Genomic DNA, 12,993 nt, shown 5'->3' with positions numbered 1-12,993 from the left:
CTATGAATATTGAAGATTATGATGAACAATTGAAAATCGCAGGTGATTTTCATGGTGAAATCTGTGGTGGAATAGCTATTGGTACCAAATTAGCAATGTACGGTATGGAATTAATGGGAATGGAATTAAATAAAAGACATAAAAATTTGATTGTGTTCCTTGAAATTGACAGATGTATGGCAGACGCTGTTCAGGCTGTTACTAAATGTACAATGGGTAAACGTTCCTTAAAACAAATGTATTATGGTAAATTTGCAGTAACTTTCTATAATATGGATACTGGGGAAGCTATTAGAGTATCTGATGCTGATGCTAATAGAAAAGATAAGGCAAAAGAAACTAAGGAAGAAATGAGAAAAAGATTCAGAGAAACTCCTCCTGAAGAATTGTTTAATGTAGAAAGAGTTAAAGTGACTTTGCCTGAACCACAACTTCCAGGAGCAATGCACACTTCAGTATTTTGCTCTGAATGTGGTGAAAAAGTAGGTGACGAACGCCATGTATTGAGAGGTGGCAAGCCTCTTTGTAAATCCTGTGCAGAAGGATCCTATTATCAAGTAATTGAAGATGAAGAATAGTAATTGAATTACTATTCAACTTTTTTTATATTTTTATTTCGCTGTCCGGAACAGCATATGTGTACATCACTTTAAATGGTCTGCTGGAATCGAATAGTGATGTTGAAGAAGCTTCTATTATGTTTTGAGCATCATAATAGTTTTCAACAGGGAATTCGATTGTAGCTTTTCCCTCATGCACATTAGCAATTACTTCTATTTCATTATCTGTATAATAGTTCAATATGAAATATATGTTAAAATCAGGAAGTGCAGTAGCTAATTGTCCATTGTTGTAGAAGCTTATATCATACTTTCCAGGTTCTATGCAGCTCATATTGAAAGTAATGAGTGTAGTTGAAATCCTTGGACAGATTGTTCCAGGGCCTGTAATATTTTCCTATGTTGTGTATTTGTTTGTTCCATACCAATTTGCCCTTAAATATAACTTTTTAGTATCGTCCCATTCTCCAGGACCATAAATTCCTGCAGGATTTGCACTTACTTCACCAAGAATAATCATGCTTGGACCTTTTGCATTGTTGTAAATCGCATTGTTTTCTACAATCACTTCTGGAGAACCTTCAGCAAAGGTATAATTTTCATTAAAGGTCAATCCTTCAATTGTATTGTTTGAAATGGAATTTCCAGTTATTTTTATTCCACTGCAATTTTTTGCATCAATAAATATTCTCATGTAATTGTTGTTTATTTCATTGTTAAGGATATTTACATCAACTCCAGAGTCTCTTATGCTTATTCCATAACCTAATGGTCCTTCAACAACTTCCAAAGTGATTAGTCCAATATTGTCGTTTATTTTATTGCTTTGAATTGTTGTAGCGGAGACATTTTCTCCAAATTCAATTCCATAATTGTTTTTTGTTATGGTGTTGTTTTGAATTGTTGTATTTTTTGAGTTTTCAAGATATATTCCGTTTTTGAAGTTTGAAATTTCATTGTTTTCTATGGTATTGTTTTCTCCGGAAATTATTTCAATACCATTTCCTGGAAGTGTAATTTTTCCAGAATTATAATCGTCAATTAAACTAGGATTTAGACTATTTAATTGTACAATTGGATATGTTATTGTTGTTTCCATTAACGTTAATTGCAGATGCATTTTCAACTATTATTTCAAACCCATTTATGTTAGCTCCATCTACATTAAGAGTTATAACATTCTTATTTTTTTCTCCTTTTATAATGGAGCTGTTGGTGGTTAATGTTATTGGCTTATTGATGATAATTGAAATCCCATTATAGTTTTTCGCTGTTAATTTTATCACAGTGTTTTCATCAGTGCCATTGATGATATTTTGGATTTCATCATTGGTTGCATTTTTAACGATCTGGACTTGGCTAATTGTTATTTTTACTTGAACATTGAAGGGTTATAAATGCTGTTTCCATCATATTTGGATATTGCAGTATAAACTCCTGTTTTTAGGTTTATTTTAAGTTTAGCCTCTCCCTTAACGTTTGTAGTAGCTTTATAATTTTTTCCATAACATTCGGTTATCTATTTTGAATTGTTATGGGTTGTAATATTGATTGTTGCAATTTTTATTTAGTTGAAACTAAATTTTTTCAACCAATATCCATTTTTTTTGAAAAATTTTTAATTAGTATAACGAAGTTTTAATTTTTTATAAAATTTTTTTAAATAATTGTTAACATTTTTTTATAATAAAAAGAAATGTTTATTTTTATTTCATAAGATAAACTCTTTTTCTGTTTTTATTTATCTATTTATTGTATTTTGGGATATTAAATTAAATTTTAAGGAAAAAAAGTCGATGTGAAATGTCTTAATTGACAATCAAAATTATATATAATTCTATTATACGTTTTATTTAAGTATTTCTTTTTCAATCTAATAAGAAATCCTTTTTATAATAACGAGCATATATAATTTACATAATACCATGAATTTATTATATCGGGGAGTTCTGGGTATTATATAAAATTTTTTATATAGAGGAAAAAGAGGTTGAAAAAAATGAGTTCATCTTTTAAAAGTCCAGGTGATACAGCAAGAGCTGTAGCTGCAACTGGTGGAGTAAAAAATTCATCAAAACTCAGCCATACTATTTTACTTTCATTCTTAGCAGGTGCATACATTGCATTTGGAGGATTATTAGCAGAAGTAACTAACGCTGGTATGGTTGCAGCTGGTTTCCCAATTGGGTTATCAAAATTCGCATTCGGTGCAGTGTTCCCAGTTGGTTTGATGCTTGTTGTTATTGCAGGATCTGAATTATTCACAGGAAACGTAATGTATATGATTATGGGTCTCTTACATGGTAAAGCTACCATTACCGGGCTCGCAAGAAATTGGATTGTAAGTTGGATATTTAACTTCGTAGGTGCATTATTCGTTGCATACGTATTAGCATACATGGGTGGAGTAATTACCGCTGACCCAGCTATCCAAGCAGGAGCAATTAAAGTTGCAACTGGTAAAGTAGGATTAGCATGGGATGTTGCATTCATCAAAGCGATGGGTTGTAACTGGCTTGTATGTCTTGCTGTATACCTTGCATTTGCATCCGATGACATAATTGGTAAGATTTTAGGTATTTGGTTCCCAATTATGGCTTTCGTAACCATCGGATTCGAGCACAGTGTAGCAAACATGTTCTTTATCCCATTAGGTATGTTCTTAGGTGGAGAAGGAATTACTTGGGCTACCATGATTTGGAATAACCTTATTCCAGTAACCTTAGGTAATATTGTAGGTGGAGGACTCTTTGTAGCTTGTATCTACTACTTCGTATATTTAAAAGATTCAGACGACGCATAAACAGACTTTTAAACACGGAAAGCTTATTTCACATAAGCTTTCATTAAACTTTTTTAATATAATTTTGGAGATTATAAAATGGTTGAAATAGAATACGTAAAAACAATTTGTCCTTACTGTGGTACTGGTTGTGGAATCAACTTTGTAGTAAAGGACGGTAAAATTGTTGGTGTTGAACCTTACAAAAGACACCCTGTAAACGAGGGTAAAGTATGTCCAAAAGGTAACTTTGGATACGAATTTATTAACAGAGAAGACAGATTAACCACTCCGTTAATAAAAGATGAAAATGGAGAATTCCAAGAAGCAACTTGGGATGAAGCATTAGATTTAGTAGCAAACAAACTTAAAGAAGTATCTGATGAAGATCCTAACAAAGTAGGTTTCTACGCATGTGCTCGTTCCCCTAACGAAAACATTTACATTACTCAAAAATTAGCAAGAGCAGCATGTGGTACTCAAAACGTAGACCACTGTGCACGTATCTGTCACGGTCCTACTGTAGCAGGTCTCGCAACCACCTTCGGTTCAGGTGCTATGACCAACGGATTCGACAGTATTAAAGAAGCTGATGTAATCTTCTGTATTGGTTCAAACAACATGGAAGCACACCCATTATTCGGTCGTAAAATCATCCAAGCTCAAAAAAATGGAGCTAAATTAATCGTAGCAGATCCAAGATACACTCCTACTGCTAGATTAGCTGATGATTACATTGAATTCAAAACCGGTACTGACGTTGCTTTATTAAACGGTATGATGAAAATCATCATCGACAACGACTTACAAGATGACGAATTCATCGCTAACAGAACCAAAGGTTACGAAGAATTAAAAGAAGTTGTAATGAAATACGATGTAGAAAAAGTTGCTGAAATTACTGAAGCTTCTGTAGAAGAAATTACAAAAGCAGCATTAGATTATGCTAAAGCAGACAAAGCAGCTATTGTATACTCCTTAGGAATTACCGAACACTCTCACGGAGCAGACAACGTAATGTCCTGTGCTAACTTAGCAATGTTAACTGGTAACATTGGTAGAGAAGGTACTGGTGTAAACCCATTAAGAGGACAAAACAACGTACAAGGTGCTTGTGATATGGGAGCTCTCCCATCTGATTACGTAGGTTATCAAAAAGTTGCTGACCAAGAAACTACCGACTTATTCAACGAACGTTACGGATCCAACTTACCTGCAAAACCAGGTTTAACCCTTGTTGAAATGATGAACGCTGCTCATGCTGGTGACTTAAAAGTATTATACATCCACGGTGAAGACCCAGTTCTCTCCGATGCAGATATTAAACATACTAAAGAAGCATTAGCTAACTTAGACATGTTAATCGTTCAAGAATTATTCATGACTGACACCGCAGAATGTGCAGATGTTGTATTACCAGCAGCAGGTTGGGGTGAACAAGAAGGTACTTTCACCAACGGTGAAAGAAGAGTTCAATGCTTACACAAAGCACAAGAACCACCTGAAGGCGCAATGCTCGATTGGAAGATAATGGAAGAAATTGCAGTAAGAATGAACCCAGATCTCAAAGATCAATTCCATTACGAATCTGCAGAAGAAATTTTCGACGAAATCAGAGAATACGCACCAATTATGGCAGGTATGAACAGAGAAAGATTAGATACTCCAGAAGCACTCCACTGGCCTTGTCCATCTGAAGATGACCCATGTCAACCTTTAATGCACAAAGATAAATTCGCACACCCACATGGATTCGGTATGTTCCAAGCTCTTGAACACAGAGGACCTGTTGAAGTTCCTGATGAAGAATACCCATTATTATTAACTACTACTAGAGTATTATTCCACTATCACGCTGCAATGACCAGAAGATGTGAAACTTTAGACAACGAAGTAAAAACTGGATTCATAGAAATTAATACTGAAGATGCTAAAGAATTAGGTATTCTCAACAACGAAATTGTTAAAGCAAGTTCCAGAAGAGGAGAAATCGAAATTCCTGCTAGAGTAACTGATGATATTAAGAAAGGAATCGTAAACATCCCAATGCACTTTACCGAATGTGCTGCAAACATGTTAACCAATTCCGATTCTTTCGATCCAAAATGTAAAATGGTTGAATTAAAAGCATGTGCTATTAAAGTAGAAAAAATTGAGGAGTAATTAAAATGGCTGTAAATGTAGGCGATAAATGTTATGCATACTCCGCTAACGCTGAGATCAAAGAAAAAGGAGAATACGGTGGAGTAGTAACAACTATTATGAAATACTTATTAGAAAACAACATAGTTGATGCAGTTGTTGCAGTCGAAGAAGGATGCGACATTTATGATGCAGTACCATGTCTCATAACCGATCCTGAAGATGTAATTAAATCTGCAGGTTCCATCCACTGTGGAACTTTAAACTTAGCTAAATTTGTTTCTAAATACCTTGACGGTTGCCGTGACATGAAAATTGCAGTTACCTGTAAACCATGTGACGCAATGACCATTACCGAATTAATGAAAAAAGGAAAAATCATCGAAGACAACGTAATCATGATTGGTGTAAACTGTGGTGGAACCATGTCTCCTGTTCCAACCATCCAAATGATCGAAGATGTTTACGAATTAAACCCTAAAGATGTTGTCAAAGAAGAAATTGCTAAAGGAAGCCTTATCATGGAAACCGCTGACGGTGAAGAAAAAGGTTTCAAAATTGGCGAACTCGAAAAAGAAGGTATGGGTAGAAGAGACAACTGTCAAAGATGTGAACTTAAAATCCCATCCAACGCTGACATGGCATTAGGAAACTGGGGAGTAATCGGAGATCTCACTGGAAAAGCTACTTTCGTTGAAGTATTCAGTGAAAAAGGTGCAGATGTATTATCCAAAGTAATTGAAGCTGGTGTAATCGAAACCGCTGAACCAATTCCAAAAGGAGTTGAAATCAGAGACAAAATCAACAACTTCATGCTCAAAGAATCTGCAGAGAAAAAAGCAAAAGATATGGAAGGAACCACTGGTGACATCATTGATGTATTCCACGCTTATGCTGATGAGTTCTCCAAATGTATGAAATGTTACGGTTGTCGTGAAGCATGTCCATTATGTTACTGTGAAGACTGCTGTCTTGAAGCTGAAGGACCTGAATGGGTACCTGGTGGATACACCCCTGCAGCTCCATTCTTCCACTTAACCCGTATGGTACACATGGTAGATGCATGTACTAACTGTGGTCAATGTACTGAAGTATGCCCTTGTGAAATTCCAGTAGCTAAAGTATGGGACACCGTAAACAACAAAGTTAGAGAAATTTACGGATACGTTAGTGGATTCAAATCTGATGATTGTATTCCATTTACCGAATATCCAACAAAAGATAACAGATAAGGTTTCTAACCTTATTTATCTTTCTTTTTTTTAGAAAAATAATTGTTGCTAAAAGCAACAGTTCATGTTGAATTAATTTAAAAATAAAAAAAGTACTGTTTTTCGACAGTTATGCTATTCCATATTGAATGGTTTTCTATTGTTTATTCCTATAAGGAATCTTTCTTTTAATTGATCTTCGCCATCACCATTACGGATATATGACACCAAATCAACTAAATTGTCATTTCTAAGTAAACATGGTTTGATTTTACCGTCGGGAGTAATTCTAAGTCTGGTACAATTTTTGCAGAATTCTGTATTGTCCATCGGCTTTACAACTTCTATTTCTCCACCGTCAATATAGTATTTTTTACGGCTTTGCATAAATTCTCTTGTTACGACTTCATCAGCTTTTTCAGCTAATTCATCTTCAAGAGGTTCTAGACTGTAATGATATTCTTCACTAAACTTGTCATCTTCGCAGTTTTCACTATCTACAAGCTCTATTAACTGAAGTATCATGCCATGTTTTTTTGTAAATTCAAACATTTCTTCTACTTCATCTTCGTTAATGCCTTTCATCAAAACCATATTTATTTTAACAGGGTAAAGACCAGCATCAACGGCTTTTATCAATCCTCTTTTAACTTTTTCAAGATAGTCTTTTTTGGTGATAAATTTATAAGTTTCCGGATTTAAAGTATCTAAACTTACATTGATACGGTGAAGGCCTGCTTTCTTCAAATCTTCACTATATTTCTCAAGTAAGACACCGTTTGTTGTTAAAGATATGTCTTTAAAGCCTAATGTAGATATTTTTTCTACTATTTCAACAATATCTTTTCTAACTAAAGGTTCACCGCCTGAAAGTCTTATCTTTTTAACACCTATATTTTTAGCAATTTTACATATTTCATATATCTCATCTGATGTCATTTCATCTTTAGAATATTCCATTCCATCATGATGGCAGTATATGCAGTTTACATTGCATAAATTGGTTATTGTTATTCGTAAAGAGATAATTGGCCTTTGATATTGGTCTTTAATGGGTTTCATAAAATCATTTTTCAATTTTTATATCAATGTTTTCTATAGCATCGATTCCAAATTTTTCAGTGTTTAATGCTTTTACCATTCCATAAATGGACTCTTTCATTATTCCACTTACAAATTCGTTAATGCCGATAGCTTTTTCATTGACTGTTAAAGCAATTTCTGCTCTATTCATATGTTCAGGGTTTATTTTTTCGATTTCAATGGTAGCTTTTTCAATTGAGCTAATGTCATATTCTTCAGTGTTTAAAGCACTGATCATTCCAAATAAGCTGTCTTTTAAAAAGCTACTTGCAAATTCATTTAAACCGATTTCAGTATTGTTTACTAATAATTCAATTCCATCATTTACATAATCTGAATGCATGTTAATCATCTCCATGATTTGTATTTCTTATTAGTAACTCCACTTTATTTAAATCTTTTGCACCGAAGTTTTCTATGTTTAAGGTTTTAAGCATGCCGAGAAATGTTTGTTTTATAAAATCACTTACAAATTCGTTAAGTCCTACCACTTTGCCGTCTACGGATAGCGCCACATCCACTGAATCCAATTCATCGAGGGATACGTTTCCTTTTATTATTTCTTTTGCAATGGAATCCCCGTCATTGTATCCGCATTCGTCATTGTAAAGGGTATTTACAATTCCATAACCTTTTTGTTCAATAAGGTCAATTAATTCTTCTATTTCTTCAGGTGTTATTTCAAATGAATTAACTTCTGTTATTGTGTATTCATCAACAACATTTGGTGATGTGGCTATTTTTGGATAGTTGTAGTTTTTAAACCCTTCAATTACAACAAAATCCACATCATCCATCACTTCAATTAGAAACAGTAGCCTGTCCAAATCCAGGATATTCTGCACATTGAAAAATGTGGTGGATCCAATTCCAACTACTAGTTGTGATCCTGCTTGCTTGTGTCTCCAGGTATCAGTATTTTCTTTGTCCATTTCCATTGTGTGATGTGAATGTTTTATAGTGGCTACTTTATAACCCCTTTTTCTTAGAGCTTCTATAAGTTTTATAGTCAATGAGGTTTTGCCACTATTTTTTTTACCAACAACTGAAACTATTTGCATGATGTTTAGCTCCTTTAATGTGTTAATTAATAATATGTATTTTGTATTATATTTAATTTGGTGTTTTATGATGTGTAGTAACTACACATTTTAGGCAAACTTAAAAATTTTCCTTGAAAAAGGCCATTTTTGTATTACTTTTTTACCTATATTTTATTACTAAATTTTCCCATTTTTCTTAAAAAATAGTAATTTCAAGGACTTATAATCATGCATATTACTATATTAGTTTTAATTGAACTTGTTTTAATTTAATATTTATTAATAACTGTTTTTAGTTTCTATTGGTTGTTTTAACCCATAAAATTTTTTTAAAAAGTGTAGATACAACACAATAATATATATGTCTTTCTATTTAATTCTAGACAACAAGTATTTATTAATAGGAAACATATGTGTATATATTACACATGGTGGATGAAATGCCAAAACATATTGCATCTGGTTTAAAATACTTGGCGGCAGTCAAGTTAAAAGAACAAGGTAAAAGTCAGCAGCATATAGCTGATGAGTTAGGTATTGATAGGTCTACTGTTTCTCATTATTTGAATGGTCGAAACTTATCATGGAATTCTATAGATGTTGCTAAAACAATTACAGAATTAACTCCTGCAGATTTTTTATCAATGTCCCAAGTTCTTTTTGATGAACCGGAAAAATGTCGTAAAATTGTTAAAATATGTCAAGATAAACAATTTGAAGGACATATAGGCAATACTTGTATTGGCTGTGGATTGTGTGTAAATTTGTGTTTTATGAATTCTATTAAATTAGAATCTCTTAAAGCTCAAATAGACTCCAGTGATTGTTGTGGATGTAATCTATGTGTAGATGAGTGCCCAACAAACTCAATTAAAATTTTGGAGATTTAAAATGATCAATAATATAAAAGATGTTAAAGGCAATGACTTTAAAATAACTAGGTCATCAGAGGAAATCAGAGATTTGTCTTTTAAAAATCATATTTGTATTGGTTGCGGTCTTTGTGAATCAACTTGTCCTGTTGGTGCTATTGACTTAAATGCGATTGCTACTAACGCTCGTCGTAGAATCAACACCTATTTCAGTGGTCATGAAAAAATCGCACAAAACATCATAGCAGATATTGATGCTGAAAAATTAAACATCAACGAAGACAAATGTGTTCTCTGTGGTATGTGTAGTGGAGTTTGTCCTGTTGGAGCATTACAATTAACCATTGACGGAGTTCCAATCAGTGAAATTGAAGCATATCCTCATTACACTAGCTATTCCGCTATTGATGATGATGAATGTATTTACTGTGAAAAATGTGAAATTGCATGTCCTCGTGACGCAATCACCATCGAAAGAGAATTACCAGTACGTAGAGACTTAGTATCTGGTGAAATTTCAGTAGATGATGAAAAATGTATTTACTGTGGTATTTGTGAAGAAATGTGTCCTGCTGAAGCAATTACCGTAGACCCTGTTACCGGTGAAGAATCTATCGTAATAGACAAAGACAAATGTGTTTACTGTCTTATCTGTAAAAAAGTTTGTCCTGAAAAAGCTATTAAAGCAGTATGTAGATCTTGTTCCTACGGTGAATATGATATTGACCCAGCAAAAGCAGTTACAAAAGGTAACTCCATTATAGATGAAACCGTTTGTGTATACTGTGGATGGTGTCAAGGTGTCTGTCCTACCGGAGCAGCAACTCATTCTAAACCATTTGAAGGAGACATTAACATTGACCAAGAATTATGTCAAACCTGTGGTGCTTGTGTAGATATTTGTCCATGTGATGCATTAGCATTCCCTGTTTCCAAAGAACCAGGTGACAGATTAGAACACATGTCTGTTAAAAAAGAATACTGTATTAGCTGTGGTGCTTGTGCTAATGGTTGTCCAAACGGCGCTATTACTGTAACAAGAACTGGTGTAAACTGTACTCCTACTAAATCCGAAACTTGGATTGATGCTATTAACGCACTTAAAAACTAGGTGATAAGATGGAACTTAGAGTAAATCAAGATAATTGTTTAGGTTGCGGTGTTTGTGTAATCGCATGTCCTGTAAATGCTCGTATCAGTCCGGAAAATGCTGGTGGTAACGGAGCAAAAACTGAAGAAGTTATCATGATGGTAGAAAATGGATTCATTAAACTTTTTACTGTCGAAAACTGTGAGGAATGTGGAACATGTCAAATGTTCTGTCCTGTAAACGCTATATGGTTAGAATAGAGGATGATAATATGCATTACGCTAATACTTATTTAGAAAAACCAGTAGTACCAGATGTAAAAATTACTGGAGAAGGTACCACTGACGTTCTCAAATGTATGTTAAATACTGGATCAGACATCTACCAAGGAGCTTGTAAGAAAAGAGGTTCAACCTTAAAAGAAGAATACAAAAACGCTTCAGGTACTTGTTACATGGATCCAAGAGACATGGCAAAATTAGGTGTAAACAACTGGGATACTGTACTTGTTAAAACCGACTGGGGTGAAGTTGTTTTAAACGCTGCAGTTTCAAGAGATGCACCTCACGAAGGTACCGTATTCATTTGTAAAGGACCTTGGGCTAACACCATCGTAAGTCCAGATACTTACTGTTGTTCTGACCCTACCTACAAAGGAATTAAATGTACTGTAGAAAAAACCGACAGAAAAGTATTACTCATGGCTGACTTAATGAGATGGGTTTACAAAAAATACGTCGATGAAGATGATGATGACGTAGTTGAAAACATGGAATCATTAGGAGAATTACCAGTATATAAAGGACGTAAATGGAAGGAGTTGATTGATCATGAGTTATGAGCCACCTGTAACAGATTACGATGAAATTGTAGAAAACTGTACATGCGCATTCTGTGGATGTAACTGTGATGATTTAGATTATTTAGTAAAAGATGGTCATGTTGTAGCTGTAAGACACGCTTGCAGATTAGGTGCAAGTAAAATTATGGAAGATATGGACCAAAGATTATTAGTTCCTATGATTAGGGATGAAAACGGAGAACTTATGGAAGTAGACTGGGATACTGCTTTAGATAAAGCTGCAGAATACATTGCAAACTCTGTAAGACCAGTATTCTACGGTTGGTCTGAAACTTCCACCGAATGTATGAAAGAAGGTTTAGAATTAGGTGAATACATCGGTGCTGTATTAGATAACCAAGCTACTATCTGTCACGGACCAAGTTTACAAGCTGTTCAAAACGCAGGTTACCCTATTCAAACTTTAGGGGAAGTTCAAAACAGAGCAGATGTTGTTGCATACTCTGGAAGTAACGCAATGAACTCTCACCCAAGACACATGGCACGTTATGCTGTATTCTGTCGTGGATACTTCAGACAAAGAGGAAGATTCGACAGAACTGTTGTTACCATGGATCCTAAATTCTCAGATACTGCAAAAATGTCTGACAAATGGATTGGATTCGAACAAAACGGGGACTACGGTTTCTACAATGCTATTAGAGCTGTATTAAGAGGAAAAGAATTATACCAAGATGTAATTTCTGGAATTCCTAAAGAAGATATTTACGAATTAGTAGAAGAAATGAAAGCTGCTGAATTCGGTGTTTTATTCTTCGGTTTAGGTTTAACCCACACTTTATCAAAACAAAGAAACATTGATATTGCAATTAAAATGGTTCAAGACTTAAACAAATACAGTAAATGGGGACTTACTCCTATGAGAGGTCACTTTAACGTAAACGGTTTCAACATTTTCATGGCTTTCGAAACTGGATTTGCATTTGGTGTTGACTTCGCTAGAGGTACTCCAAGATATATGTTAGGAGAAACCAACACTATCGATTTATTAACCAGAAAAGAACCAGACTGTTTCATGGTTATTGCAGCTGACCCTGGTGCTCACTTCCCTAACGGAGCAAACCAACACTTAGCTGACATTCCTGTTATTCAAATCGATATCCACTGGGGACCTTCCACCGAACTTGCTGATGTAGTATTACCAGGTTCATTCATTGCGGTAGAATGTGGAGGAACAAGTTACCGTATGGACGGAGTTCCTATTTGGATGAAAAAAGCTATTGACAAACCAGAAACCTGTCGTGACGACGAATGGATTGTCAGAGAACTTAAAGAAAGAGTTATGAAACTCAGGCCGGAGCCAAATGTAGCTCCTAAATACGTGCCAAATCCAAACGCATTATAGGTG

General features: G+C 34.5%; 15 protein-coding genes. 9 read left to right on the top strand and 6 right to left on the bottom strand.

Annotated elements, in window-relative coordinates:
- The first annotated feature begins 2 nt into the window (after nt 1–2).
- Nucleotides 3–578: an FmdE family protein gene (locus tag Q4P18_RS03515; protein ID WP_303335640.1), complete on the top strand. Its 576-nt coding sequence runs from the start codon at nt 3–5 to the stop codon at nt 576–578.
- A 25-nt stretch (nt 579–603) separates the two neighbouring features.
- Here the strand turns inward: Q4P18_RS03515 and Q4P18_RS03510 are convergent, their stop codons facing one another.
- The 3 genes from Q4P18_RS03510 to Q4P18_RS03500 all read right to left on the bottom strand — a co-directional run bounded on the left by Q4P18_RS03510 (nt 604) and on the right by Q4P18_RS03500 (nt 1,846).
- Nucleotides 604–894 (bottom strand): hypothetical protein, encoded by a 291-nt coding sequence (locus Q4P18_RS03510; protein ID WP_303335636.1) that lies wholly within the window; start codon nt 892–894, stop codon nt 604–606.
- Nucleotides 895–957: 63 nt separating this feature from the next.
- The gene (locus Q4P18_RS03505) at nt 958–1,659 is read right to left on the bottom strand and encodes a right-handed parallel beta-helix repeat-containing protein (protein ID WP_303335633.1); all 702 of its coding nucleotides are present in this window, start codon (nt 1,657–1,659) and stop codon (nt 958–960) included.
- Nucleotides 1,619–1,846, bottom strand: a complete 228-nt coding sequence (locus tag Q4P18_RS03500) for a hypothetical protein (RefSeq protein WP_303335631.1) — start codon at nt 1,844–1,846, stop codon at nt 1,619–1,621. Before Q4P18_RS03500 ends, Q4P18_RS03505 begins: the two co-directional genes overlap by 41 nt.
- Before the next feature lie 713 nt (nt 1,847–2,559).
- Between Q4P18_RS03500 and Q4P18_RS03495 the strand changes: the two genes are divergently transcribed.
- The 3 genes from Q4P18_RS03495 (at nt 2,560) to Q4P18_RS03485 (ending at nt 6,716) form a co-directional block, all read left to right on the top strand.
- Entirely contained in the window at nt 2,560–3,363 is an 804-nt protein-coding gene (locus tag Q4P18_RS03495) for a formate/nitrite transporter family protein (protein WP_303335630.1), read from the top strand.
- A gap of 78 nt (nt 3,364–3,441) precedes the next feature.
- The gene (gene fdhF, locus Q4P18_RS03490) at nt 3,442–5,505 is read left to right on the top strand and encodes a formate dehydrogenase subunit alpha (protein ID WP_303335628.1); all 2,064 of its coding nucleotides are present in this window, start codon (nt 3,442–3,444) and stop codon (nt 5,503–5,505) included.
- A 5-nt stretch (nt 5,506–5,510) separates the two neighbouring features.
- On the top strand, nt 5,511–6,716 hold the full coding sequence (locus Q4P18_RS03485; RefSeq protein ID WP_303335626.1) for a Coenzyme F420 hydrogenase/dehydrogenase, beta subunit C-terminal domain: 1,206 nt from the start codon (nt 5,511–5,513) through the stop codon (nt 6,714–6,716).
- A gap of 114 nt (nt 6,717–6,830) precedes the next feature.
- Here the strand turns inward: Q4P18_RS03485 and moaA are convergent, their stop codons facing one another.
- The 3 genes from moaA to mobB are packed head-to-tail and all read right to left on the bottom strand — an operon-like array spanning nt 6,831 to nt 8,839.
- Nucleotides 6,831–7,757 carry a GTP 3',8-cyclase MoaA gene (gene moaA / locus Q4P18_RS03480; RefSeq protein WP_303335624.1) on the bottom strand — a complete coding sequence of 309 codons (927 nt, stop codon included), beginning with the start codon at nt 7,755–7,757 and terminating at the stop codon, nt 6,831–6,833.
- 4 nt (nt 7,758–7,761) lie between these two features.
- Nucleotides 7,762–8,121 (bottom strand): hypothetical protein, encoded by a 360-nt coding sequence (locus Q4P18_RS03475; RefSeq protein ID WP_303335622.1) that lies wholly within the window; start codon nt 8,119–8,121, stop codon nt 7,762–7,764.
- Nucleotide 8,122: 1 nt separating this feature from the next.
- Nucleotides 8,123–8,839: a molybdopterin-guanine dinucleotide biosynthesis protein B gene (gene mobB, locus Q4P18_RS03470; protein WP_303335620.1), complete on the bottom strand. Its 717-nt coding sequence runs from the start codon at nt 8,837–8,839 to the stop codon at nt 8,123–8,125.
- Between the two features lie 410 nt (nt 8,840–9,249).
- On the opposite strand from mobB, the gene Q4P18_RS03465 reads away from it, so the two are divergent.
- The 5 genes from Q4P18_RS03465 to Q4P18_RS03445 are packed head-to-tail and all read left to right on the top strand — an operon-like array spanning nt 9,250 to nt 12,990.
- A complete protein-coding gene (locus Q4P18_RS03465; RefSeq protein ID WP_303335618.1) occupies nt 9,250–9,711 on the top strand; it encodes a 4Fe-4S binding protein in 462 nt (153 codons plus the stop codon).
- A gap of 1 nt (nt 9,712) precedes the next feature.
- Nucleotides 9,713–10,804, top strand: coding sequence for a tungsten-dependent formylmethanofuran dehydrogenase subunit FwdF (gene fwdF / locus Q4P18_RS03460; protein ID WP_303335616.1), 1,092 nt, complete (start codon nt 9,713–9,715; stop codon nt 10,802–10,804).
- Nucleotides 10,805–10,812: 8 nt separating this feature from the next.
- Nucleotides 10,813–11,043 carry a ferredoxin family protein gene (locus Q4P18_RS03455; protein WP_303335614.1) on the top strand — a complete coding sequence of 77 codons (231 nt, stop codon included), beginning with the start codon at nt 10,813–10,815 and terminating at the stop codon, nt 11,041–11,043.
- A gap of 11 nt (nt 11,044–11,054) precedes the next feature.
- Nucleotides 11,055–11,624: a molybdopterin dinucleotide binding domain-containing protein gene (locus Q4P18_RS03450; RefSeq protein ID WP_303335612.1), complete on the top strand. Its 570-nt coding sequence runs from the start codon at nt 11,055–11,057 to the stop codon at nt 11,622–11,624.
- Nucleotides 11,614–12,990, top strand: a complete 1,377-nt coding sequence (locus Q4P18_RS03445; protein ID WP_303335611.1) for a formylmethanofuran dehydrogenase subunit B — start codon at nt 11,614–11,616, stop codon at nt 12,988–12,990. Before Q4P18_RS03450 ends, Q4P18_RS03445 begins: the two co-directional genes overlap by 11 nt.
- Nucleotides 12,991–12,993 lie beyond the last annotated feature (3 nt).

Source organism: Methanobrevibacter sp., from assembly GCF_030539665.1.
Classification (GTDB): Archaea; Methanobacteriota; Methanobacteria; order Methanobacteriales; family Methanobacteriaceae; genus Methanocatella.
Note: the sequence above shows the minus strand (reverse complement) of the source record. Positions and strands in the feature narration are given on the sequence as shown.

What these genes read in the sequence shown, in the direction of transcription:
- Q4P18_RS03515 (WP_303335640.1), top strand. Translation starts at nt 3, where the DNA reads ATGAATATTGAAGATTATGATGAACAATTGAAAATCGCAGGTGATTTT.
- Q4P18_RS03510 (WP_303335636.1), bottom strand. Translation starts at nt 894, where the DNA reads ATGAGCTGCATAGAACCTGGAAAGTATGATATAAGCTTCTACAACAAT.
- Q4P18_RS03505 (WP_303335633.1), bottom strand. Translation starts at nt 1,659, where the DNA reads ATGGAAACAACAATAACATATCCAATTGTACAATTAAATAGTCTAAAT.
- Q4P18_RS03495 (WP_303335630.1), top strand. Translation starts at nt 2,560, where the DNA reads ATGAGTTCATCTTTTAAAAGTCCAGGTGATACAGCAAGAGCTGTAGCT.
- fdhF (WP_303335628.1), top strand. Translation starts at nt 3,442, where the DNA reads ATGGTTGAAATAGAATACGTAAAAACAATTTGTCCTTACTGTGGTACT.
- Q4P18_RS03485 (WP_303335626.1), top strand. Translation starts at nt 5,511, where the DNA reads ATGGCTGTAAATGTAGGCGATAAATGTTATGCATACTCCGCTAACGCT.
- moaA (WP_303335624.1), bottom strand. Translation starts at nt 7,757, where the DNA reads ATGAAACCCATTAAAGACCAATATCAAAGGCCAATTATCTCTTTACGA.
- Q4P18_RS03475 (WP_303335622.1), bottom strand. Translation starts at nt 8,121, where the DNA reads ATGCATTCAGATTATGTAAATGATGGAATTGAATTATTAGTAAACAAT.
- mobB (WP_303335620.1), bottom strand. Translation starts at nt 8,839, where the DNA reads ATGCAAATAGTTTCAGTTGTTGGTAAAAAAAATAGTGGCAAAACCTCA.
- Q4P18_RS03465 (WP_303335618.1), top strand. Translation starts at nt 9,250, where the DNA reads ATGGTGGATGAAATGCCAAAACATATTGCATCTGGTTTAAAATACTTG.
- fwdF (WP_303335616.1), top strand. Translation starts at nt 9,713, where the DNA reads ATGATCAATAATATAAAAGATGTTAAAGGCAATGACTTTAAAATAACT.
- Q4P18_RS03455 (WP_303335614.1), top strand. Translation starts at nt 10,813, where the DNA reads ATGGAACTTAGAGTAAATCAAGATAATTGTTTAGGTTGCGGTGTTTGT.
- Q4P18_RS03450 (WP_303335612.1), top strand. Translation starts at nt 11,055, where the DNA reads ATGCATTACGCTAATACTTATTTAGAAAAACCAGTAGTACCAGATGTA.
- Q4P18_RS03445 (WP_303335611.1), top strand. Translation starts at nt 11,614, where the DNA reads ATGAGTTATGAGCCACCTGTAACAGATTACGATGAAATTGTAGAAAAC.